Origin of the sequence: Psychrobacter sp. L7 (assembly GCF_002810365.1) — a bacterium.
GTDB classification, from domain to species: Bacteria; Pseudomonadota; Gammaproteobacteria; order Pseudomonadales; family Moraxellaceae; genus Psychrobacter; species Psychrobacter celer.
Genome location: NZ_NEXR01000001.1, coordinates 250,921 through 276,101, shown reverse-complemented (window position 1 = coordinate 276,101; position 25,181 = coordinate 250,921). Strand labels below are relative to the sequence as shown.

Genomic DNA, 25,181 nt, shown 5'->3' with positions numbered 1-25,181 from the left:
CCGTACTTGTACCGTGCGTCTTTTTTACCAGTTCCGTAATTTTTTGCATAAAAAAACTGAGCACACGGCTCAGTCTTTTATAACGGTCTAAAAAAATCGCTTAGCTTAATGGGACGCCAATGCGGTTGGCCACTTCTTCGTATGCTTCGATCACATCACCCAATGACTGACGGAAACGGTCTTTGTCCAGTTTTTTCTTGGTGGTTTTATCCCAAATACGGCAGCCATCGGGTGAAAACTCATCACCCAAGACGATACGGTCATGGAATACGCCAAACTCAAGTTTGAAATCGACCAAGATCAAATCACCAGCGGCAAACAGCGCTTTTAGTACGTCATTGACCTGATAGGTCAGCTCTTGCATTTTTGCCAACTGCTCTTTGGTCGCCCAACCAAGAGACATGGCCAGTGACTCATTTACCATAGGATCACCCAGCGCATCGTCTTTATAAAACAGCTCATAAGTAGGCGGCGTCAGTGCTTGCCCTTCTTCTAAGCCCAAACGGCGTACCAAACTGCCAGCGGCAAAGTTACGCACCACGCACTCTACCGGAATCATATCCAGATGCTTGACCAACACTTCATCTTCTGACAGCTGCTTTTCAAAGTGGGTTTCGATACCCGCGTCTGCCAGCTTTTGCATGATAAACGCATTAAAGCGGTTATTGACGACGCCCTTGCGTGCTAATTGCTCGATACGCTTACCATCCAGCGCTGAGGTATCATCACGGAAGTGCAAAATCAGAAGATCGTTGTCTTCTGTTTCATATACAGATTTGGCCTTACCTTTGTACAGCAGTTGTTGCTTTTGCATTATGGGAGTTCCTGTTCGTTCAAGCTTATGTGGTAAAAACGCGCAGCTACCGCTTTGGTTTGGCTCAGTCGATCATATACAATCGGCAAGGCAAAAACTCAGCGGTATAAGTAAAGAAATAAAATTAGTTTGAAGGCGTGCTAACCGTACGCTGAGGCTTTGGCAGTTGATACTGACTGCCTGAGTCATTTTTTAGTGTTAAGGTGTTTGTACCAGCGTTAGGCGTAGGATATAAAGGGACAAAAGGTGCAGGCTCTTTATTCGCTGGCAACTCAATCGGTGCCAGTTTTTTGCTTTGTTGGTATTCCAAACTACCATTGTCGCGTTTGCCAAGTACGTTTTTGATACTTTGGCAACCGCTCAATACGAAGGTGCTACCTAAAACGACGGTTAGCAGCGCAGGGATTATCTTTGTGATCGTCGATGATGTTTTCATCATGTTATCTCTCTGAGTTAGCAATTTTAGCAATTATTGCTCAATGATACTAATGGTGCTCGATCATACGATAGCTCAATATTACTATAGTAAGTTGGCACGCACCAAAGCTTCATCGATAGTGGCATGATGCTTTTGTGCCAGCCATACCAACGGCAAGCGAATCCCTTTGTCGATCATACCCATTTTGTGCAGGGCATATTTGGCAGGAATCGGGCTTGACTCAATAAACAGATCACGATGCAGATGCTTGACCACATCATGAGCTTTGTCAGCAGCGGCAAAGTCGCCGCGCAGACCAGCGGTAAAGGTCTCACTCATGGCTTTTGGTGCGACGTTGGCCGTCACGGAGATATTGCCCTTACCGCCGACTTTCATCAAATCAAGCGCGGTGCCGTCATCACCAGATAGCACCACCATTTTATCACCTACAGCTTTGATCAGCTGCTCACCGCGGCCCACTGAGCCTGTGGCGTCTTTGATAGCGACGATATTGTCGATATCACATAAGCGCTCGACGGTCTCTTGGGCGATATCGACGACGGTGCGTCCTGGCACGTTATAGAGCATCTGCGGAATGTTGACCGCCTCGGCGATGGTCTTGTAATGCTGAAACAACCCTTCTTGCGGCGGCTTATTATAATAAGGCGCAACGAGCAAGGCACAATCTGCACCAGCGTCGGCAGCATCTTGGGTCAGCTTGATGGCTTCCATGGTGTTGTTGGCGCCTGTGCCCGCAATCACCGGTACGCGACCTTTGACATGCTGCACAAAATAACGAATCACATCGCTATGCTCTTGCATCGATAGCGTTGCTGACTCGCCGGTGGTACCAACGGCCACCAGACAATGCGTGCCTTGCTCAATTTGCCAATCTATGAGGTCTGCCAGACGTTTATAATCGACCGTGCCGTCAGGGTGCATGGGCGTTACCAAGGCTACCATTGAGCCTTGTAGTCGGGTTTTAATCTCGTCGTATGCTGTGCTCATAACCGTGCCTTACTGTATTATCCTAGCTTTTATCAAAGCTGTCACATGATAGGTCGTTTGCAAATGCCAGTGTGCGCCTCTACTCTACCTATCGTTATATAGGCAAAAATAGACGCTCATGGTATTACGTGCGATGTTTTATCTTACGTTACGTACTGTCGTACTGTCGTACTGTCGTACTGTGGAAATGCTGGTGTACACCAAGCACTTGCGATATAAATGCGTCTGTCTGATTCTAAAACAGAATCATTAACACATAATCATAAAAAACGCCTGTTAGTGTAGCATATTTTGATTTGACCGCTATCAATCAATTGAGATTACATCTACGTTGCCAATCAATAAAATGCTCACCGCCGCTCACCCATGACCTGCATCAAAAGTGCTACCCGTCATTAATGAGTCACCGTTTGGTGGCTTATTAATGATGGATTAGTGTAGCGCAATGCAGCAGCGCTGATAAGTGTTTTACAAAATATTAACGAATCGTCAACACATCGATAGTGGGCCGATACAAGCGAAACGGCAGACCACGCGTGCCAATACCGCTACTGACAAATATCTGGGCACTGGCATGCTGGTATAAACCGCGCTGCTTACCCATACGACTATTGCCAAGCATACCTTTGTGGCCACTGCGCTGGATGTCTTGTTGCTTTTGCGCCTGCCATATGTTTTTTTGTGTGGCTTTTGCTGCCCCTGTGATCAATAACGGCCGTGGTTGTGGCGATTTTGGCAAATCGCTGATACTATCAAACCGTGAGGCCAAAATAATCACCGGCTGACGCGCGTGGGTGATTTTTGTCCCAAGCTTGGCTTTGTCAGCGCTGTTTTTCTCATTGATTTCGCCACATTGTACAGGGACATCTTGCCAACCACACAGCACGGCTACAGGCGCATCTGATGCGTGCGCCGCTAAGCGCTGGGTATCCTTTGTATTGTCAAAACGACTGGCAGATGGCAGCACGGCGGCGCACCTGAGCGGCAACGAGGTACACTGCTGACCAATGTAGCTGATATCAAGCACATCAAACGCGCAGGCCAAAGTGTCTTCTAATAATGGCTGGCCTTGCTTGGTGGTGTTGAGCGACTGATAACGCAAGTCTGAGGTACTCATCACTGTATAGACCGGTTTGTTGACCCCTTTAAACAGCATCAGCTGCCCGACCAAATCGGCGCTAGGATAATACAGCCAATCACCGGTAATCAAAACCGCATCCACTGCCAAGTCATTGATGGTCGCAACCAGCTTACGAATATGGCGCGGCTTACCACTATATAGCCCAATGCGTAGGTCTGCCAATACAGCCACCGTCAGTGGTGCCGACAAATCCAAATCGACAGTATGGTGCTCAAGGCGCAAACAATTGGGCTGTATGATAACGGTATAAAAATAGAGCAGCATGGCCGCCACCGCGATGAGCAGCACCGGCCACGCTAGGTCAAATAGACCTTCCATCCAGCCTGTCAGCAGAAGCAGCGCCCAAACGGGCATAGTATATGCGGCATAATACAGTATGAGCTTGCCCCAGATACGCAAAAACCGTCTGGTCGGATTGGCATTGAACGTCTGTAATCCTGACCATAGTAGAATATACGCAAGCAATGCGGCTGCTATAGAGATACTTAGCGTATAAAATGCGTGGTCAGTCATAATTACCTAGCGGTTATGGATAAAGGTGGAACAATCGAGCAGTGGCTTTTGAGCAGCACTTAGCCATCATTGCTTATCAGTCAATGCTTATCTCGCAGGGGCTACAACGCCTTATAAACTGAGCTGGGCTGACAAAATAGGGCTGAAAAGACGCAGATCATAAAATAATAGCTGGCAAACCCTAACGATTAGACAACACCTGCCACCGCCAAACGTGCGACCAGCCAGCATCGCCCAAACGATATGTGGCGAGTTGGATAAAAAATCAGCCATTATAGAGGCCGAGCTCTATGATAGACAAGCACAATTGTAAACCCATGTATTCACTTGGCCTATCTTGCGCGCCGTACTGATGGTACTTACCGAGACGTCTCTAATGAAGCATAGGGTTGATCGACCCGCTCAGCATTCTGCTGGCTGCCTCATTATACTGACAGCCTATGTCAATCATTACCCTATTTATTCAGTTTTCTCCAGTCAGATGCTCGTATTGCGTGACGGCTCCTGCATGACACAAAGCTACTCGATACGCAGACCAATGATACCTGGGATACCTTGACGAATGACCTCAATGGTCACCACGCCTTTTTTGGGTAACGTTGAGATGGCACTGGAAAAATCAGTGACTTTTTTAATCGGCTTTTGGTGAAAATTGGTAATCACATCACCTGCCATGATGCCTGAGCGCGCCGCCAGCCCTGTGGGGTCGACTGTGGTGACTAAGATGCCAGTTTTGTTGTCAACTGCCAGCTCTGCTTGCTCATCGGCGGTCAAGTCACGTAAGCGCAGCCCAAGCTGTATATCATTGTCTTGCTGATCGCCGCTTTGTGCTCGGACATCATTGGGCGCATAGGCCAGCGTGCCACGCGCGAGCATCCGTTTACCATCGCGCTGAATCTGTACATGAAACGCGTCGTTGGGCTTGGCACGGTTGAGTAAATTCAACAAATCCGAGGCGCGCATGATTTGCACATCATTATACTGCAAAATAATATCGCCAGATTTTAGCCCTGCCTTTTGAGCGGGCGAATCTGGTGACACGCGAGTCAGCAACGCCCCTTGCGGACGCGCCAAGTTATACGCTTCTGCCAAGTTGCGATCGATATCTTGTGGATAGATACCAAGATAAGCACGGGCGACTTCACCATTGGTTTTTAGCTGCTCGTAGATATCCATCGCCGCATCAATCGGGATAGAAAACGACAGCCCCATATAGCCACCTGTACCACTAAAGATACGCGAGTTGATACCGATGACCTCGCCGCGCTGGTTAAACAGTGGGCCACCTGAGTTTCCTGGGTTGAGTGCCACGTCGGTTTGAATAAACGGCACACTGGTATCGCGTGAAAAATTGCGCGATTTGGCGCTGACGATACCAGCCGAGGCCGAATAATCAAAACCAAAGGGCGAGCCAATCGCCAGTACAGGCTCCCCAACTTTTAAACTATTTGAATCACCGATCGGTAACGCGGGAAACTGCTTACCACTGACCTTTAGTACCGCCACATCCGAGCGCTCATCGCTACCGACCAAGGTGGCATCCAGCTCTGTCCTATCGTTAAGCGTGACGGTGACTTTGTCCGCGCCTTCGACCACATGATGGTTGGTCAACATATAGCCATTTGTAGTGACAAAAAACGCGGTGCCGTAGGCATGCTCAATCGCTGGGGTCGCGGCTTGATCCGGAATACGCAGACGATCGCCAAAAAACTGCCTGAGCAGCTCTGCCGTTTGGGCCTTAGCAAGCTCCGCCTCACTGACGGTTTTGGTGACATTGACACGCGCCACCGCTGGGGTGACCTGCTGTACCAAATCCGAAAAATCCGCCGTGGTGACGGCAGCATGCGCGCTTGGCATCGCCGTGGTATATACCCCTGCCAGCATCGCTGTGCTCATGGCAAGCGCTAAAGTGCTGCGCTGTAGCCAATGGCGCATACGAGGTTTGGCTGGCGCTGTAGACATATTGATAGGCATCGTGTCCTCCATATGAGTGTTCATTATTATTGTCGGTGGCCGTGCTGTGGCGAATATTATCGCTGCATCTCAAAGACGATGCTATGTACAGTTAGGTACAGTGCTGCTGGAATACGTTTTGCACAGTCTGTATGACACCTGATAGCACGCAATAAAACCTATTCGGACAGGACGAGACAAACAATGTAGCAGCACAGCCGCGTGATGCAAAAGTGGCCATGGCCATGTCTTATCGTTTTATCCGTACTGTTGTCCCTGATTTCAATCCCTTTTTGTTATGCAATAGGTTACTGGTTTTTTTGCTGCAATACCATTGGCCGTCAGTATCTTTGTATCAGTATCTTTGTATCAGTATCTTTGTATCAGTATCTTTGTATCAGTATCTTTATATCAGTATCTTTATATCAGTATCTTTATATCAGTATCTTTATATCAGTATCTTTATATCAGTATCTTTATATCAGTATCTTTATATCAGTATCTTTATATCAGTATCTTTATATCAATATCTTTATATCAATATCTTTATAGTAGCGACAGGCCATCGGTACGACAAAGATGGCGACAAAAAGGCAGCTACTGTATGATAAATCAAAGCGCTGGCCTGTATTATCTGCATAAGACCAGTATCTTTTAGCGCTACATCATGATCTGCTGCGGCGCTAACGCTGCCAAATATGGCCGGTTATCACGCAATAGTCAGTCACACGGCAACTGGCAGCGATGAAATAAAATCATGTTATGATAGCAAGCCAAATAACTTTATAAACAAACAAAAGTCAATCAAAAAACCGATTGGATTGACCTTGCGTTTATCAACTTGGCTCGTATCGCCCTTATTTTCCATCTTTTGCATGACTAGAGGCGTTTATACCTTATCTCAACCTTGTCAATAACTCAAAACCGCCTATCAGCTACCGAGTAGGCCATACGGGTCATATAAACCCGCCAACCGAGTCCATGATTGGCGTAGGTTTGATGACACGGATTGACTGTTGGATTTGGTATTTTTATCTGGGAATGCTTTTGTCTTTATTACTTTATAGTATATATCACATCTGGCTCATGTTTGGATGCATGATGGCTATCTGCTGATGGCCTTGCTACTAAAAAGCTTGCGACCGTTTGCGACATCGATACACACTGCAGATAGTAGGCAGCGCGGTCGCCCAAGCAATGGATAGATATAACATATGACAAGATTACAAAAGGATTAATGTATGGATACCGCCCTATTACTATCTGGCGTGGTTGGGATTGGCATCGCCGCCCAATGGCTGGCTTGGTATTTAAAGCAACCGTCCATTTTATTTTTATTATTGATAGGTATCATCGTCGGGCCGGTTTTGGGTATTTTTGACCCTGATTTGGTGCTCGGTGAGCTGATGTTCCCTTTCATCTCTTTGGGGGTGGCGATTATTCTATTTGAAGGCTCGCTGACGCTAGAGTTTGATGAAATCAAGCAACACGGCACTGTCGTACAAATGCTGGTCTCGGTCGGCGTACTGATCACCATTGCTATCGTGGCGTTATCGACGTATTTATTATTTGATGTCGATCCACTGATTGCCCTGTTATTCGGGGCCTTGGTCTGTGTGACAGGCCCGACAGTCATCATGCCGCTACTGCGTAGTGTACGCCCCAATAAGACCATCTCCAATATCCTCAAATGGGAAGGCATCATCATCGACCCGATCGGTGCCATCGCTGTGGTATTGGTCTATGAGTACATCATCTCAGGCGGCGAAGCCAGCAGTATCTTATTGTTTGCCAAAATTGTGGTACTAGCGACAGCGCTTGGGATGGCAGGCGCTTGGCTGCTTGCATTCCTCATGCGTCGTCATATGATTCCTGAGTTTTTGCGCAATGTCTTTACCCTAGCCTTTGTGCTGGTGCTGTTTTCGGTATCGAACCATTTAGAGCACGAGTCGGGTCTATTGACGGTGACGGTATTGGGCGTGGCGCTGGCCAACTGGCCAAAATTCCCGCGCGAGACGATTTTGGAGTTTAATGAATCCTTAACCATCTTGCTCATCTCTGTGCTCTTTATCATCCTTGCCGCACGTGTTGAGCTGGCAAGCTTGCTAAGTGTTGGGTTTGCAGGATTGGTGCTGCTGGCTATCGTCATGTTTGTGGCACGTCCTTTGTCTGTCTGGGCATCGGCCATCGGCTCAAACCTTAAGACCAATGAAAAGCTGATGATCAGCTGGATTGGGCCGCGTGGTATCGTCGCTGCTGCTATCTCATCTTTGTTTGCTATCCGCTTACAAGAGTATGATATCCAAGGCGTCGAGCTGCTAGTGCCACTGGTGTTTATGGTCATCATCGGTACGGTCTTGATCCAAGGTTTGGGTGCCAAAATGGTCGGCAACTTGCTGGGCGTGCGTGAGCCTGAAACCAATGGCATATTGGTGGTCGGCTCAAACCCTGTCGCGCTTCTTATCGCCACCTCACTCAAAGACCAAGGCTTTGATGTCATCGTCGCTCACAACAACTACACCAATATTGCTCGCGCCCGCATGAGTGGCCTACGTACTTACTTTGGCAACCCCATCTCAGACCACGCCGACCATCATCTGGATTTGATCGGTATCGGCCGTCTGTTTGCCATGAGTATGGATAAGGAGATGAACACCTTATCTGAGATACATTATCGTCACGAGTTTGGTGAGCGTAAGCTGTATCGTCTTAAGTTTAGTGACGAAAAAGTCAAAAGCGAGCGCGACGATAAGCAGTCAAACTTCCATTCACAATGGCTGTTTGGCAAAGACGTCACCTATACCAAGCTTGCCAGTATGCTGTCCAAAAAGGCACGTATCAAAATCACCAACATCACTGACAGCTATAGTTTTGAGCAGTATAAGGCCGATAACAAACAATTTGTGCCGCTCTATACCGTCGACAAAGAAGGCAAGCTCCACGTCATCACCGACAAGTTTGATGGGACGGTGCCGCGCGATCGCAAGCTTATCTCCTTGGTAGTGGACGATGAGGTGCAACCAAAGCCAGTCGATGTAACGCCAAAGCAAGAGCAAGCGCGTATGGCGGCGGATGCCAACTTTGAATCCAGCTCCAAAGCGCCTGAAAAACGCAAAGAAAAAGAGCTGAACGAAGAAAGTACTGACGCTACCGAGCCTGTGAGCGTAACGGGCGCAGACAAAGTCGCTGGCGATACACCTGCCGAGCAAAATCCTGAGCAAAATGCGCCAACGCACATGCCAAAAGACGCAAGCAGCAGCTTGGATACAGCCGCAAACGCCGCCGCGACGTTGGATGCCGCGACGCCAGACCGCTCAGCGGCTCAAGTACAAAACGACAATGCTGATACTGCCAGCTCCGCTACAGCCGCCAAAACCAAGGCAGCTAATAGCAGCAATACCAATGGCAATGGCCATGCGCCTAAGACCAAAAAAGGCTCGCTGGATCCCAACCGCTTCCCTGATGCCGGTCAAGATACTGCAACCGACACGGACAGCCACAAGGACCCTGACGCATAACTGAACCATAACTAACGCATCACCAGACAAGCAACCATAGAGAAACCCCCAACCGACGTTGGGGGTTTTTTCTACGCCGCCGCTTTTATATTAGCTCCAGCCTCTCTTGTACCGCCTGCCAGATGCGCGCACCAACCTCCTCGGCGCTGCCCGACGCCTCGATGCGCTGTATGCGCTCAGGATACTGGCGCGCAAGCGTGTCAAACCCCTCATACACCCGCGTAAAAAACGCATCCGCTTGCTGCTCAAAGCGATCGGCGGCGCTGCGCTTGCCAGCACGCCGCATCCCCTCAGCGACTGGTAAATCTAACCACAACGTCAGCTCAGGCAACTGCGGTACAAACTGGGCAATCAGCATATCAATCTTTGCGCGCACTGCCTCATCACCATGGGCGCGGCCAAACCCTTGATAAGCCACGGTTGAGTCGGTAAAACGATCACATATCACCCACCTGCCAGCTTGTAGCGCGGGCAAAATCACTTGCTGCATATGATCGCAGCGCGCAGCAAACATCAATAGTAGCTCAGTGTCGTCATTTATGTCGGTCGCAGGGTCTAGGAGTATCTGGCGCAGATGCTCAGCAAATGGGCTGCCACCAGGCTCGCGGGTACGCAGATAGTCGATACCACGGCTATCTAAACGTGTGCATAGCTGCTCGATCGCTGTGGTTTTACCCACGCCCTCAGTGCCTTCAAAACTGATAAAGCGACCTTGTATTATCTGATTATCAGTAGTGTCTTGCGCCAGATTGGTATCGGTATTGGCAGGTATAGATACAGACATGAGATGACCTTGTGTCATGATTAAGCGCTATGAGGTGACATAGCGCTTGATAAATAGGTGTATGGTTTCAAAAAGAGCATCACGTAACGGAAATTATCGCTAACGGGTATTACTGCGGCGGTGTTTGTGCTTTCTTTTCGCGCATGATGCTTAGGTAATCTTTTACCGCTTGATTGTGCTCAGCCAAGCTATTGGTAAATTTGTGCCCGCCATTGCCTGTTGCCACAAAATATAGCGCCTCGCTATCTGCTGGATGCAAGGTCGCCTCGATAGAAGCGGCCGACGGCAGGGCGATGGGCGTTGGCGGCAACCCATCGATTTGATAGGTGTTATATGACGTTTTTTCATCGATGTCTTTACGGCGAATATTACCATCATAACGGCTGCCCATACCATAGATGATGGTTGGGTCTGTTTGCAGGCGCATGCCCTTATCCAAACGGTTTTTAAACACTGCCGACACCAATGGACGCTCATCAGCGATGCTGGTTTCTTTTTCGATAATAGAGGCCATGACCAGTGCCTGATAAGGCGTCTGATACGGCAGGTTCGGCGCACGGCTTTCCCAAGCATCAAACAGCGCTTGCTGCTGACGCTTATACAGATCTGTTAGTACCTGCTTATCGGTTGAGCCTTCACCATAATAGTAAGTGTCTGGCGCAAACCAGCCCTCAAGGTTGTGATTGACGATGGGGTCGTTGCTACTGATTACCGCCTCTGGCAAGATACCGACCAAGTCAAGCCCCTGAGCGATGCTGGCATTACTCGCGGGAGTGGTGCTGTCGTCACTATCTTGCAATACTTCTTTTTTGATGCCTGGGTTGTCACGTAAAGTCTGATAAAGGTCGCTTGCAGTCTTGCCTTCGATGATCTGTATCTTGACCATGGCAGCTTTTGCGCCTTGCTCTAGTATCTGTAGTGCCTCGGCGATGGTTGGATTTTCAGGCAGCTGATAGATACCAGCGTGCAGCGGCGCATCGACTTGCGACTTGATATAGAGCTTGGCCACACTGGCAGAAAACAGCGGAATCTGCTGTTGCCACTGCGGCAACAACCCATAGTAAGTCTGACCCTGCTCAATCGTCACCATCTGCGCTGGCTGCTCGATACGGCCAAACAGCGTCTGATAAACCATCACCAAAAAAAACGCGGCGATCAGCCCCAGCACCAGTAACACCTGATAGCCTCGCTGCATAAAAAACGACGGATTGTCGACTTTGTAAGTGCGCGGTTTGCCCTCGCCGCTGATGAGCGATACATCTGTCGCAGGCGCGTCTGCTACGTTGGTGGCTGACGGCTCTACAGGCGTGTCATCCGTACGCGGCTTTTCAGCATTCGACGATGCAGCATGGTCTTGCTGGTTTTCTGGTGTATCATTGGGGCGTTCGGGCGGCGACTCAGGGGTTGGTGTGCTCATGACAACTCGCGGGGCAGAAGTTTGCTAGAATTTAGCACTGAACCGTGTGATTTTCAATGGGATTTGTTTAGCTTGTTACTTTTACTGCAGCGCTTACACCTACTTACTGGGCACAAAAACGCATCATGAACTTATATTTTAATCAAAGTCTGGCCAAAAACTACAACTCCAAACCACAGATTATTCGTGTGCTTAGTGAGGCATGGGTAAAAGACAACGGTTACTGCCCCAACTGCGGCATTCAACCATTAGCTGAGTTTGGCAATAATAAACCTGTGGCTGATTTTTATTGTGCAACTTGTGCCGAGCAATACGAGCTAAAAAGCAAACAATCAAAATTAAGCAATATTATCAATGATGGCGCTTATGCCACTATGCTTGCGCGTATCAATAGCGACGACAATCCAAGCTTCTTCTTTTTGACCTACTCCCAAGAGTATCGCGTTAATAATTTTCTGATTATTCCCAAGCAGTTTTTTAAGCCCGATATTATTATCAAACGTAAACCATTGGCAGCCTCTGCCAGACGTGCAGGTTGGGTCGGCTGCAATATTGACCTGCGCCGAGTACCAGAAACGGGAAAAGTGTTTTTGGTCAAAGACCAGCAAGTGATACCGCGCGACAGTGTCTCGCAGCAGTTTCAAAAGACGTTGTTTTTACGTCAGCAATCCATCACGTCACGAGGTTGGACGCTAGATGTTTGGCAGTGCATTGATAGATTGGGTGATAAATTTAGCCTGCAACAAGTTTATGCTTTTGCAGATGACCTACAGCGTAAATATCCTGATAATAATCATGTTAAGGACAAAATTCGCCAGCAACTACAAGTGCTACGAGATAAAGGCATTATTGAGTTTGTGGGCCGTGGTCAGTATCGAAAATTAAGCTAAGCTTACTATAGGCGATCACTTCTCTAAAGTCTTTTTGCTAGGATCAGCAGCACCAATCCTAGCAACAGTGAGAATGATTATGAAAAATGACACAGGCTTAAAAACTTATCAAATAGAAATAGTTGAAACGATGAGCGCTATTATAGACATAAAAGCTGAAGACGATTCTTCAGCGATTATGCAAGCACAAGAGAGATATAGGAACGAAGATATTGAGTTGAATTATGATGATTTAATCGAGACTAAATTTAATATCTTTGATGTGAAATAAGCGACTAGTTAAACTCAACCACCTCACCTGATAGCAAAGTAAGCGAGCTCATCGGCATCACCCCGCGCAGCGCATTACAAAAGAAAAGCCGCGTTATCTGTGGCAAATCCTTATCATGTAATGAACGCACAACTACTGGTCGTTCTGTATTCGCAAGCGCATCGATGATTACTTGTCGCATGACCCCAGCGACACCCGACTGCGCCATCGACGGCGTATACCATTGGCCAGTGGTCAGACAGTTGGCTTGAGTTTGGTCGTGATCGCTGCTGGTTGACACAGGTAGCGGCGACTCTGCTAGTTGATAAAACACATTGCTCATCGTGCCCTCCACCCAGTGTCCGCTCATATCGCGTAGCAGACCTTCGCCGATCTCTGGCTGTGGAGGGTTTGGCACCGGCTGAGCATTTAGCCACTGCGTCTTATACCGTTGCAGCTCACCGCTCGCGAGGACATTGTCCAAGCGATTGAGGCTTTTGAGTCCTGCCAATGGCGGCGGTAGGCAAGCGATCTTCGCCGATAGACAAACGGCGGCACAATTAGGCTGCCTAGGCATCCTGCGTCCATCAGGTAGCGTGATTTGCTCTGCTGTCTTGACAGGCATAGCGGCCACTTTTAGCCAGACATCACAGGCGCGACCAGCTGCATCAGACGCATAGCCATAGCCGCGTACCGCCTGCGTACTACGCGTGACGATCAGCTTTAGCATGCCTTGTTGCAGCTGCTTGCCATAGACGGACAGTTGGCTCATGAGTGCTGGGCAGTCTATATCCAGCTGCAGTGCTTTTGCATGGCTAAGCAGTCGCTGTCGATGCTGCTGCTGCCACAGTATCTGCCCGTCGACGACGCCCATGGTGGTAAAAAAACCATCAGCGTATGCCAGTCCGCGACTGTCTAGGGCGACTGCAGATGCCGCTGATTGTTGTTTTGCAGCATCTAAGTCTAGCGCCTCTAGGTGCTGGCCGGCCAATTGTAGACAGTGCCAAGCACTGCTCGGTAGGGAGGCAGCGTTAGCAAGTGGTAGTGCTATATCAGATGTCGGCATTGAATCGCTTAGCCGTCATCTGTTTGGGTGGCTGATTTATTGATGATCAGCATACAGCTATAAAACTCACACTTGGCCAGCTCGACTTTTTGACCACCGATGACTTTATTTTTGACGACTTGGCCCGCCAGCATATCGGCGATGACTTTACCGCCATCGTCGCCCATTAGTTGCCGTGCCAGCTTGTAGGCTTTTTTGGCATGGTTTTGACTGTGCTCTTTTTCTTTATCTGAGTCGGTGGGATTGGCATAGTACCAGCCAAGCTCGAGATATTTTTCGGAGTCGATAATATCTAGATACGGCGCGTCGGTCTTCATAAAACGATATTTGGATGCTGGATTGCTGGCATAGTCGAGACTGTTTTCGTCTGTACTAAGCACCTTGCCAAATGTGGTTTTGATGCCGTCCAGCTCGGTGACCTTTAGGGGCTCTACTTTTTCATTGCTCCATGCCGAGACATCGTATTTGACAGGCGTGCCCTGCTCAGCCACCGCGCCGTCGAGGTCTGATTTTGAAGCCGCATTGTCTTGGGTTTGCGGTTCAGTGACGGTCTGCGCACTGCTATCGGTGGCCGCATCTGAGGTTTCGGGATCGTTTTTGTTGCTATCACAGCCGCTCAATGACAGAGCCGTCGCCATTATTGTACCGACTAGAAGGGTCTGTAGGTTATTATTCCACATGGGCAATTTACTCACACTTTTAGATGGGTCTCAACGTAGTATTAACGAGCTGGCAGCGATGCCGCTGATAACGATGAATGATTGGGTAACAGCTTATGCTTTATTCACTTGTACTTTATATTCACTGGTACTTTATAAAATAGTGATGCTCTACTCTATATAGTCAGTTGAGAATAAAACTGTTATATAAATTTAAACGCGCTACTGGTATAAATTTTACTTGCGTGCTGCGTTCCCAGAGGCTGCGCAACCTACGTTTAAAAATAGCATCCCAGTAGCGCTATGCGCTTTTTAGAGTGCATCGACTATATAGCTCATACGTGCCTCATACGCTTGTTAGTTTACCCAACTGCATAACACTTGACTACCCTTTACGTTACGCATCCCCCTCCCAGAAAGTACAGATTTGTTAAAAACCTAACCCAGCAAAGCCTTTTTCAGCAAAACCGTTGTCAAAAAAACGCATAGTGTACTTCCGCTTCCGCATAGCCATGACCTATATCAATCTGCTCAAGCGTAGGGTTTGTCAACACCCGCGTTATCCCTTATGATGATTGGCCTCTAGCAGCGATTTATCGATTATCTTTTGCCTATTGTTTATCCGCGGACTCTCTATGACCCAACACTTTATCGTCATCGGCAATCCCATTGCCCACAGTAAATCCCCTGAGATTCATGCCCAGTTTGCCGCTCAGACGGGGATGAATATTAGCTATCAGCGTCAATACTGTCCTGATGATGCCGCCAGCTTTACTGCGCTGCTCGAAGCGTTTTTTCATGGCGGCGGCGTGGGTGCCAATGTCACCGTGCCGTTTAAACAAGTCGCCTATGCATGCTGCGCGGCGCGTGGCGGCTTGTCTGAACATGCCAAAGTAGCAGGCGCAGTCAATACTTTATGGTTAAATACAGCATTGTTAAAAAACGGTGCATCCATCTCTGAGGCCATTTATGGCGATAACACAGACGGTCAAGGTTTGGTCAATCATATACTGAGCTTGGGCTGGCCACTCGCAGGCGCGCGCGTGGCACTGATCGGCGCTGGCGGCGCAGCTCGCGGGGTGATTTTGCCACTGATTCAGGCAGGTATCGGTGATTTGAGCATTGCCAATCGCACAGTGAGCAAGGCGGAGGAGTTGGCTTGTGAGCTGAGCGCTGCAAGCGACGTGATTGACGCACATGCTATCTCGACCTGCGCGACAAGCGAGCTGACAGGAGACTTTGACATTATTATCAATGCCACCTCTATTGGGCTATCTGGTGAGACGTTGCCACTGGCAGATACGCTAACGGCTCATTATGCCTATGACATGATGTACGGACGCACGCTGCCGTTTTTGCAGCATTTTGCCACTCGCGGCGCGCAGACATCGGACGGTTACGGCATGCTCATCGGCCAAGCGGCACTGAGCTTTGAGCGCTGGACGACGCAAAAGGTAGATGTCGCCATAGCGACTGCGGCGTTACATGATAAATAGCGCTTAACCAACACGCGCCAGCAGCCAGTTTTCTATACGTCTCAATGGGCGACGTAGGCGCATCGAATGCATAGCCAGCCCGCCACCTAGGCCGACCACGCAGCCGAGCGCTGTATCAAGCATCCGCGCGCGCATGACTTCCTCGGCTATCGGTGCCACCATCGAGGCACTGCCGTACTCTGCGATAAAGATGGTCAGCGGCGTGATAAAGATGACGGCCAGACCATAATGCCGATCGACCAATGACTCGATCAACAGCATCATCGCGAGTATCGAGGCGGCCACGCCCCACTGCGACAGCCCCCACGACAGCATCCAGCCAGCGACCGCCATGCCAGCGATGGTGCCGAGTAGTCGGTGTAGCTGCTTGATCCACATCGTGCGTAGCTGCATGCCCTGAATGATGATAAAACAGCTCATCGCCGCCCAGTAAGGATAGGGCATCTCAAAAAACATGGCGAGCGCTAAGGTTAAGCTGACAAAGCCCGCCACAATCGCACTATCACCGACCGTATCTGCTTCATAATGATAGACAGGCGCAGGCGCGACCGCACGCGTCATCAACAAAAACAGCGTATACAGCGCCGCCAATAACATCGACACCCCGCTGCCCAATACCACCAGCCCCATCGCCGCTGGCACCTGCGCCAGTGGTATCGGCATAAACAGTGCTATCGCGCCTGCCATCATCACAAACAACCCTGCAGGTGGCGGCTGACGATAGTAACGCCCCAGCACCACGACCCCAAAGGCCATCAGCACAAACACCGGCAATCTAAGCCATGGCAACTGCTGGGCGATCAGCCCTAAAGCAAAGCTCATCGCCATCGCAAACCCCCATGCCATGACCGTCACCAACCGATACGGCAACGTACCCACCAGCGGTAGGTTTAAGATAATCATCGCCCCCAGCGACGCCTTAATACCTGAAGGCAGCGCATCAAAATATGCCCCGACAAACACCGGAAAACTAATAGCAAGGGCGGCGATAATGGGCATGTGCCATGGTCTTTTGCTGCGATTGACCTTAAGCAGATGATCCAGCTCGCCATCGATGAGCGACTTGATACGAGTCCACAAGGCGGTGCGCCAAACGACATGCTGGTTGCGTAGTTTTTTGCCCATAATTGGCCTACTGTCTCCTAGATATAGGTTGCTTTAGTCGGTGGCCTACCCTGCTCTTTAGGTAATGCCTGCTTAGGTAGTGCCTGCTGATTATTGTCACGCTGCTCTTGCTCCTAGACCGCTGTGATAACGGCGGCCACAAAAGCAGAGCACTGATATAAAAACACTGATATAAAAACACTGATATAAAGGTGTTGATATAAAAGTGCTAAGATAAAACTGCTAAAAGTAACAGACTAAAAAAAGCCCCATCATTCGTATTTCAACAAAACTAAAAGTAATAAACTTTTATTAAAATCATGAATATTAGTTATCTATTGTATATTTGTATGCATAGAAGATTTATACTCATACAAACGCCATAGCAGCTGACTTTTACTAAGGACGTTTGTAGGGCTTTCATGGAAGACATCGACTGGCTGCTCTTATCACACTCCATGACCACTGACAGACGACCAACAGACCATTGGTTATCAAATAGATACAGTGTCTACCTCTATCCCAAATAAGTAAAGATCGCTTACATAAACACTGGCTCAACGACTGCGCCACAAGCCTATGAGAGCGAACCAACCAAAGAGAGCGATTATGTTAACTTACAAAGCACCCTTACGTGATATCAAATTTTTGATCAACGATGTGTTTGATTATCAGACGCATTACAAAAGCTTAGACAACGGCGAAAACGCTGATCCCGAAACCGTCGATATGATTTTGCAAGGCATGGCGGATTTTGCCGAAAACGTCCTATCACCACTTTACCAGCCTGCTGACGAAGAAGGCTGTCATTTTGAAAACGGTGAAGTCACTACCCCAAAGGGCTTTAAAGAAGCCTATCAGCAGTTCGTCGAGGGCGGCTGGCAAGGCATCTCATACCCTGAAGAGTACGGCGGTATGAACTTGCCGATGTCCATCAACCTCATCAAAGCTGAGATGATCGGCACGGCCAACTGGCCATGGGCGATGTATCCAGGCCTATCTACTGGCTGTATCAATACTTTATTACAGTACGGCTCTGATGAGCAAAAAGCCATCTATCTACCAAAGCTGGTCGAAGGCTCATGGTCAGGTACCATGTGTCTGACTGAGCCGCAGTGTGGTACCGATTTGGGGCAAGTAAAATCAAAAGCCATCCCGCAAGAAGACGGTACGTATAAAATCAGCGGCACCAAAATCTTTATCTCAAGCGGTGAGCACGACCTAACCGACAACATCATTCACATTACTTTAGCACGCCTACCCGATGCCCCAGAAGGCACGCGCGGTATCTCGCTGTTTATCGTACCGAAGTTTTTGCCAAATAGCGATGGCGAGTCGGGCGAGCGCAATGCGGTGGTTTGTGGCTCTATCGAACACAAAATGGGCATCAGCTCATCATCAACTTGTGTCCTTAACTACGATGGCGCGACAGGCTACCTAATCGGCGAGCCAAACAAAGGCCTAAAAGCGATGTTCACCTTTATGAACACCGCGCGTATCGGTACGGGTATCCAAGGTCTGGCGCACACTGAGCTGTCTTTCCAAAACGCCTTGCCTTATGCCAAAGAGCGTCGCTCGATGCGCACCTTATCAGGCACCAAAGATCCTAAAAAAGTGGCAGATGCCATCATTCATCATGCTGATGTTCGTCGTATGCTCTTGACCCAAAAAGCCTTTGCTGAAGGTGGTCGTTCGATGATCTATCACTCAGCGCGCTATGCGGACAAAATGTCACAAGGCGTGGCCAATGGCGATGAAGCAGAGTTTGAAAAATGGGATGACAAGCTTGGTTTTTATACCCCTATCCTAAAAGGCTTTTTAACTGAGCTGGGTATCGAAGCGGCCAAACACGGTCAGCAAGTCTATGGCGGCCATGGCTATATCAAAGAATGGGGCATGGAGCTGATCGCTCGTGATGCTCGTATCGCGACCATGTACGAAGGAACCACGGGCGTACAGGCGTTAGATTTGCTCGGTCGTAAGGTCATCTTGCAATCTAAAGGCAAGATCATCCGTGACTATACCTCAAGCATCATGAAATGGTGCGGCGAGTATGCGCTGGATAAAGACATGCGTAAGTTCGTTTGGGCATTGACCAAGCTATGTGCTGAGTGGAACACCTTGACCGTTCGTCTGATGCTGATGGCACGTAAAGACCGCGAAATCATCTCTGCGGCCTCTGATGACTTCTTAATGTACTCAGGCTATGTGATGATGGGCTATCACTGGGCGCGTATGGCAGCAGTCGCGTATGACAAGCTCGAAAACGGCGGCACAGAAGCGCCAGAGTTCTACCAAGCCAAAATCCAAACCGCCGAGTTCTATTTCGATAAGCTACTGCCACGTACGTCAGGTCATGCTGAAAGTATGGTTGCCCCAAGCGAGAGCATGACAGCGATGGATATCGACAGCTTTGCTTTCTTAGACTAAGACTGCCCCTCGCACTCATTTATAACGATGAAAAAGCGCCTATGATTTAGGCGCTTTTTTTATGTGTCATAGAATACCAAAAAGCGGGGGAAAATATCTGCGAGAAGATAAAAATGTGGTCGAGTTATATATGGTGAGTTCAGTATAAAAACGATAGTCGCAAGTACCGACAGCCATCAGCCTATCGATACCATGCTGCTAGTCATCGGTGATCGCAGCAAAATGCGCATTTAGCGTCGTGGCCAATTGATGCGGCGGCAACTCTATCTCTAAGCCGCGACGACCACCGCTGACGTAGATAGTAGACTGCGTTTGAGCCGAGCAATCTATCATCGTCGGCAAGCGCTTTTTTTGTCCAAGCGGGCTGACGCCGCCCAGTACGTAACCGGTTGTGCGCTCAACCAGCTTACTATCCGCCATTTGTACTTTTTTGCAAGACAAGACTTTGGTAGCAGATAACGCTTTGGCTATCTTTTTGAAGTTTAAGGTCTTATCAACGGGCAATATGGCCACGGCAAGCGCGCCTGCATCGCTCGATACCACTAAGGTCTTAAAGACTTGAGCGGCATCCACGCCCAGCTTTTCTACCGCCTCCAGACCAAACGAGGCCGCTTGTGCATCGTGGGTGTATTCGTGTAATTGATAATCCAGACGGTGTTTTTTGGCAAGATTGATAGCAGGCGTCATAGTGGGTTCACTTACCTTTTTTAATAGATATATTTTAATAGATAACAAGACAGAGCGGTTTTCATCAGTCAATGCGTCCATTATTGCGCTAAACGGATCAACTTTCAAACGATTGTACCGCTAGCTGCGCGCGCCTAGCCTTGTTTTTAAATACTGTCTCTCTCTGCTGCCCTTAAGCACTGTCTTTAAGCGCTGCTTTCGCTTACTGCCTGATGACTGATAGATAAGCGATGACCGCTGGCATATGAATATTAGTAGTATATACAGACAGCATATATCGCTTTGCTGGCTTTTATGGCATCATAAGCGCACTATATTTGATGACTTTTGATACTGATTATGATACCGAAGTTCCTAAAAAAACGGATTTTTAAAGCGCCCGTCACCACGGACAATACCGCAACTGACGGCCAACCAATCACGCCTAAGCCTTATGCAAATGCCCCGATCAATCAGCTCTATCGCAAGCTATCGGGTCAAATGCTGGACGTCGCGGTCAAACCCACACTACTAGGAGAGCTGCCTGAATTTGACAGCGACGATCAGACGCTCAGGTTTTATGTGCTGCAAGATTATTCGCGCTCCAATAGTATTTTGATTGACCTACAAACCCAAGAGCACAACCTGCCGCCTGCGTTGGTCGGCGTCCAAGATAGCGCTCATAACATCAAAGAAAACGCCGCTATTATCTTTTTAAAGCACCCAAGTGCCAAAGACAGCCAACTCTCGCCGCGACTATCGCGTTTGGTCTCTGCGGTGTTGCAGTATCCGGAACTTAAGGTTCGGTTGGTACCGGTGTCTATTTTGTGGGGACGCGCGCCAGAAAAAGAGGACTCGTTATTTAAGCTGTTGACCGCCGATAACTGGGAGGACCCAAGCATCACCAAGCAATTATTTAATATCGGAGTGATGGGGCGCGATACCTTTGTGCAGTTTCATCCGCCGCAGGACTTGCGCGCGCTGATCCACGAGCAGTTACATACCACGCCCGTAGAAGACGATCATGCTCAACCTATCAGCGATGAGATGCCCGCTTATACCATGACCACTGGCGCGGATGGCAATCGCGAGCTGGTGCGGATGTTGCAGCAGCAGCTCACCACCTATCTTGACAAGCAGCGTGCCAGTATGCTGGGCCCTGATCTATCAGACCGCCGCAACCTTGTAGACAAGCTCGTGTACTCGCCTGCCATCAAGCACGCGATAGAAGCCGAGGCCAAGGCTACGGGCACCAGCGTACGTGAAGCGCGCAGTGTCGCCAAAGGCTATGCCAATGAGATGGTCAACGACTACTCGCACTCGATCATTCGTGGTTTTTACAAGTTTTTGACGTGGCTATGGACACAGCTATATGATGGCGTCGAGGTCCATCATTTCGAGCGTGTACGCGAGCTGGCAGCAGACTACGAGCTGGTCTATGTGCCGTGTCATCGTAGCCATGTCGATTATTTGCTATTGTCTTATGTCATCTACAAGCGCGGTCTGAGCATTCCTTATGTCGCCGCTGGTGACAATTTAGACGTACCAGTATTAGGGCCGCTACTACGCGGCGCGGTGGCGTTTTATATTCGCCGTAGTTTCCGTGGTAACGCGCTTTATACCGCGGTATTGCGTGAGTATATGCATACTCTCATCACCCGCAACACGCCGATTGAGTACTTTATCGAAGGAGGCCGCTCTCGCTCAGGGCGATTGTTACCACCGAAGATGGGCATGCTGGCGATGACGGTTCATAGCCAGCTGCGCCGTACCAACAAGCCTGTGGTGTTTATTCCAACCTATATCGGTTATGAGCGCATCATGGAGGGCGGCACCTACGTCGGCGAGCTAAAGGGCAAGCCAAAAGAGTCCGAATCCCTTATTGGCTTACTCAAAGTCGGGCGCAAGATCGAGCGTATCTTTGGTAATGTCCATTTGAGCTTTGGTACGCCGTTGCACCTAAGCGATTTTATGACCAAGTTTGATGTGCCAGCAGACAGCCTGCCTGCCGATCGCACCGATACCCCGCTTGACGAAAAAACCAGCGCCATGGTGGACAATATCGGCGTCAAAATCATGCAGCATATCAATAAAGCCGCTGTCATCACGCCAGTATCATTATTGTCACTGGTATTGCTATCAGCCCCAAAAGCGGCGCTTGATGAAGACATTTGCCGCGAGCAAATCGCCTTGTATCAAGGGCTCGCCCAGCAGCTGCCTTATGCCGATGATACTTTTATCACCGATATGAGCCCGCAGCAAATCATTGATTATGGTATCAAGCTCAAGCTCATTGAGCGCACGCCGCACATCTTAGGCGACATCATTCAGATTGCTGGCAAGCAGGCAGCGTTGCTTAGCTACTTCCGTAACAATATCTTGCACGTCTTTATTTTGCTGTCGTTCTTATCGGCCTTGGTCGCTCGTAATGGCCGCATCGAGCGCAGCCGTTTGGACAATATTGCCACGCAGCTGTATCCATTTTTACAAAGCGAGCTGTTTTTGTACTATCCGGCGCACAGCCTAAACGATACCCTCAACAAAAAAGTCGATAGCCTGCTCGCTCATGGTCTTATCGTCGAGCTTGGCGATGGTATCTTGAGCGTCCCTGAGTCCAATAGCAAAGGCTATCAGCAGCTACAAGTACTGGCCACGCCCGTCGGCCAGAGTCTTGAGCGTTACTTTATGACCCTTGCCCTACTCGCGCAGCAAGGCTCGGGCAATCTGACTGAAAACGAGGTGGTGGATTTGTGTCACTTGCTCGGTCAGCGCTTGTCGGTGCTATATGCCGACGACATTCCGGATTTCTTTGATCGGGCGTTGTTTACCAGCTTTATCAGTGCCTTGACGCGCCTTGATTACTTACAAAAAGAGGAAGAAACTGGGGTGCTGACCTTTGATCATCGTATCAATGACATCGCTCACCATGCCAAGTACGTCCTGACGCCTGATATGATGCAAATCTTGCAGCAAGTTGCAAGCTTAGATGAAGAGGAAATTACCCACGCGATTACTGAGATTAGCAATAAAAAGCAGCGTAAATTTGGTCGTAAGCGTTAATTGATACCGTTATATTAAGCCGCTCACGATACTGAGCAGCATAAATAAAAAAAGACCTCTAACTGATTAGAGGTCTTTTTTTATTTAGCACTATATCTTATTGGGCACTATAAGCAACGCTCTTAGGTAGAAATCTTTTTATACTTCATACGCTTAGGAGTAGCATCATCACCCATAGTCTTTTTGCGATAGGTTTCAAACTCAGAGTAGTTACCATCGAACCATACAGGGCCTTCTTCTTCGAACGCCAAGATGTGGGTAGCGATACGGTCAAGGAACCAGCGATCATGCGAGACTACCATGACGGTACCAGGGAATACTTGAATCGCATCCTCTAGCGCACGCAAAGTTTCGATATCCAAGTCGTTTGATGGCTCATCGAGTAACAAGACGTTAGCGCCCTGCTTTAGTGTCTTAGCCAATTGCAAGCGGTTACGCTCACCACCTGATAGCTGTCCGACATGCTTTTGCTGGTCTGAGCCTTTGAAGTTAAAGCGGCCAATATAAGCACGGCTTGGGGTCTCATAGTCGCCTACCTTGATGATATCAAGGCCGTCTGATACTTCTTCCCAGACGGTTTTGTTATCGTCCAAGTTATCACGTACCTGACCAACATAGGCAACCTTGACACTTTCGCCCAGCTCGACTGAGCCAGTATCTGGGGTATCACGCTCGGTAATCATGTTAAATAGCGTGGTTTTACCCGCACCGTTTGGCCCGATGATACCGACGATGGCGCCTGCTGGCACGTTAAAGCTGAGGTCTTCATAAAGCAAACGATCGCCAAAAGACTTGGAGATATTGTTGACTTCGATGACCTTGTTACCTAGACGTGGACCAGGTGGAATATAAATCTCAGCAGTTTCGTTACGTTTTTGGAACTCAGTTGAGTTTAGCTCCTCAAAACGCTGCACACGAGATTTGGACTTGGCTTGTTGGCCTTTTTGATTTTTACGAATCCACTCAAGCTCTTTTTTCAGTGCTTTGGCAAAAGACTCTTCTTGCTTTTGCTGCTGCTCAAGACGGTTGTTCTTTTGCTCGAGCCACTCAGTATAGTTGCCCTCATAAGGATAGCCATGGCCACGGTCCAGCTCCAAAATCCACTGCGCGACGTTGTCTAAGAAATAACGGTCGTGAGTAATGGCGACGATGGTACCACTGTAGTTTTGCAAGAACTGCTCAAGCCACGCGACAGATTCGGCATCCAAGTGGTTGGTTGGTTCGTCAAGTAGTAGCATATCAGGACGTGACAATAGCAGACGGCATAGCGCCACACGGCGTTTTTCACCACCAGATAATTTGCTGACATCTGCATCCCATGGCGGCAGACGTAGCGCATCAGCGGCTTTTTCCAGCTGGGTATTTAGGTTATGAGCGTCCCACGCTTGGATGATGTCTTCCATCTTGCCTTGCTCTTCGGCCAGCTTATCAAAGTCGGCATCGGGCTCTGCGTATTCGGCATAAATCTCATCCAGACGCGCGAGCGCATCTAACGCCTCACGCATGCCGTCTTCGACGTTACCACGGACGTCTTTGCTGTCATCAAGCTGTGGCTCCTGCGGTAGGTAACCGACTTTGGTACCTGTTTGCGCGCGCGCCTCACCACTAAACTCAGTATCGACACCTGCCATGATACGTAGCAAGGTAGACTTACCCGCACCGTTGATACCTAGCACACCAATTTTGGCACCAGGGAAAAATGATAGGTTGATGTTTTTTAGAATCTCACGCTTAGGCGGAACAAGTTTTGACACGTTGTTCATCGTGTAAATATATTGAGCCATTAACACTCCGATAGACTGCATAGACAAGGCGTGACAGTCGCACTTTGCACGGATGCTCAGTGGGCTGCGCCTCAAAAATCAGGGTTGTAAATTGTCTGCCATTATCGCATTGTGGCGCATACCCTGCAAGCGAGTAGACGGCTTTCGTGCCTTTTCTGCTAAAGTATTGGATTAATTGGTGAAATATGCCAACTTTATTGAGTTTTTTGT

The 25,181-nt window shown here is 48.9% G+C and carries 18 protein-coding genes; 6 read left to right on the top strand and 12 right to left on the bottom strand.

The window, feature by feature from the left end:
• Nucleotides 1-100: 100 nt before the first annotated feature.
• From purC to CAP50_RS01160, 5 genes are all read right to left on the bottom strand, one after another.
• A complete protein-coding gene (purC, locus tag CAP50_RS01180; RefSeq protein WP_100748738.1) occupies nt 101-814 on the bottom strand; it encodes a phosphoribosylaminoimidazolesuccinocarboxamide synthase in 714 nt (237 codons plus the stop codon).
• 124 nt (nt 815-938) lie between these two features.
• Entirely contained in the window at nt 939-1,253 is a 315-nt protein-coding gene (locus tag CAP50_RS01175) for a hypothetical protein (protein WP_227679979.1), read from the bottom strand.
• An 81-nt stretch (nt 1,254-1,334) separates the two neighbouring features.
• The gene (gene dapA, locus CAP50_RS01170; protein ID WP_075102200.1) at nt 1,335-2,240 is read right to left on the bottom strand and encodes a 4-hydroxy-tetrahydrodipicolinate synthase; all 906 of its coding nucleotides are present in this window, start codon (nt 2,238-2,240) and stop codon (nt 1,335-1,337) included.
• A gap of 478 nt (nt 2,241-2,718) precedes the next feature.
• The gene (locus CAP50_RS01165; RefSeq protein ID WP_100748737.1) at nt 2,719-3,894 is read right to left on the bottom strand and encodes a hypothetical protein; all 1,176 of its coding nucleotides are present in this window, start codon (nt 3,892-3,894) and stop codon (nt 2,719-2,721) included.
• Nucleotides 3,895-4,413: 519 nt separating this feature from the next.
• The gene (locus CAP50_RS01160; protein ID WP_446737500.1) at nt 4,414-5,829 is read right to left on the bottom strand and encodes a Do family serine endopeptidase; all 1,416 of its coding nucleotides are present in this window, start codon (nt 5,827-5,829) and stop codon (nt 4,414-4,416) included.
• 1,259 nt (nt 5,830-7,088) lie between these two features.
• Between CAP50_RS01160 and CAP50_RS01150 the strand changes: the two genes are divergently transcribed.
• Nucleotides 7,089-9,365, top strand: a complete 2,277-nt coding sequence (locus CAP50_RS01150) for a cation:proton antiporter (protein WP_100748734.1) — start codon at nt 7,089-7,091, stop codon at nt 9,363-9,365.
• Nucleotides 9,366-9,450: 85 nt separating this feature from the next.
• Here CAP50_RS01150 and tmk read toward each other — a convergent pair whose 3' ends face one another.
• A complete protein-coding gene (gene tmk, locus CAP50_RS01145) occupies nt 9,451-10,083 on the bottom strand; it encodes a dTMP kinase (protein WP_241900618.1) in 633 nt (210 codons plus the stop codon).
• Nucleotides 10,084-10,258: 175 nt separating this feature from the next.
• The gene (gene mltG, locus CAP50_RS01140; RefSeq protein ID WP_100748732.1) at nt 10,259-11,566 is read right to left on the bottom strand and encodes an endolytic transglycosylase MltG; all 1,308 of its coding nucleotides are present in this window, start codon (nt 11,564-11,566) and stop codon (nt 10,259-10,261) included.
• 125 nt (nt 11,567-11,691) lie between these two features.
• Between mltG and CAP50_RS01135 the strand changes: the two genes are divergently transcribed.
• Nucleotides 11,692-12,456 carry a DpnI domain-containing protein gene (locus CAP50_RS01135; protein WP_100748731.1) on the top strand — a complete coding sequence of 255 codons (765 nt, stop codon included), beginning with the start codon at nt 11,692-11,694 and terminating at the stop codon, nt 12,454-12,456.
• A gap of 79 nt (nt 12,457-12,535) precedes the next feature.
• The gene (locus CAP50_RS01130; RefSeq protein ID WP_100748958.1) at nt 12,536-12,727 is read left to right on the top strand and encodes a DpnD/PcfM family protein; all 192 of its coding nucleotides are present in this window, start codon (nt 12,536-12,538) and stop codon (nt 12,725-12,727) included.
• Nucleotides 12,728-12,731: 4 nt separating this feature from the next.
• On the opposite strand, the gene CAP50_RS01125 is transcribed toward CAP50_RS01130, so the two are convergent.
• Together CAP50_RS01125 and CAP50_RS01120 are read right to left on the bottom strand one after the other, a co-directional pair.
• Complete coding sequence (locus CAP50_RS01125; RefSeq protein WP_100748730.1) at nt 12,732-13,772, bottom strand: aminotransferase class IV; 1,041 nt, start codon at nt 13,770-13,772, stop codon at nt 12,732-12,734.
• Nucleotides 13,773-13,780: 8 nt separating this feature from the next.
• Nucleotides 13,781-14,452 (bottom strand): hypothetical protein, encoded by a 672-nt coding sequence (locus CAP50_RS01120; protein ID WP_100748729.1) that lies wholly within the window; start codon nt 14,450-14,452, stop codon nt 13,781-13,783.
• Between the two features lie 614 nt (nt 14,453-15,066).
• Here CAP50_RS01120 and aroE point away from each other — a divergent pair.
• Nucleotides 15,067-15,927 carry a shikimate dehydrogenase gene (gene aroE / locus CAP50_RS01115; protein ID WP_100748728.1) on the top strand — a complete coding sequence of 287 codons (861 nt, stop codon included), beginning with the start codon at nt 15,067-15,069 and terminating at the stop codon, nt 15,925-15,927.
• A gap of 3 nt (nt 15,928-15,930) precedes the next feature.
• Here the strand turns inward: aroE and CAP50_RS01110 are convergent, their stop codons facing one another.
• Nucleotides 15,931-17,052, bottom strand: coding sequence for an FUSC family protein (locus CAP50_RS01110; RefSeq protein ID WP_100748727.1), 1,122 nt, complete (start codon nt 17,050-17,052; stop codon nt 15,931-15,933).
• Between the two features lie 588 nt (nt 17,053-17,640).
• Here CAP50_RS01110 and CAP50_RS01105 point away from each other — a divergent pair.
• Nucleotides 17,641-19,461, top strand: a complete 1,821-nt coding sequence (locus CAP50_RS01105; protein WP_100748726.1) for an acyl-CoA dehydrogenase C-terminal domain-containing protein — start codon at nt 17,641-17,643, stop codon at nt 19,459-19,461.
• A gap of 198 nt (nt 19,462-19,659) precedes the next feature.
• On the opposite strand, the gene ybaK is transcribed toward CAP50_RS01105, so the two are convergent.
• Nucleotides 19,660-20,148 (bottom strand): Cys-tRNA(Pro) deacylase, encoded by a 489-nt coding sequence (ybaK, locus tag CAP50_RS01100; RefSeq protein ID WP_100748957.1) that lies wholly within the window; start codon nt 20,146-20,148, stop codon nt 19,660-19,662.
• 339 nt (nt 20,149-20,487) lie between these two features.
• On the opposite strand from ybaK, the gene plsB reads away from it, so the two are divergent.
• Nucleotides 20,488-23,187, top strand: a complete 2,700-nt coding sequence (gene plsB / locus CAP50_RS01095; protein WP_100748725.1) for a glycerol-3-phosphate 1-O-acyltransferase PlsB — start codon at nt 20,488-20,490, stop codon at nt 23,185-23,187.
• Nucleotides 23,188-23,309: 122 nt separating this feature from the next.
• Here the strand turns inward: plsB and ettA are convergent, their stop codons facing one another.
• Nucleotides 23,310-24,971: an energy-dependent translational throttle protein EttA gene (gene ettA / locus CAP50_RS01090; RefSeq protein ID WP_100748724.1), complete on the bottom strand. Its 1,662-nt coding sequence runs from the start codon at nt 24,969-24,971 to the stop codon at nt 23,310-23,312.
• Nucleotides 24,972-25,181 lie beyond the last annotated feature (210 nt).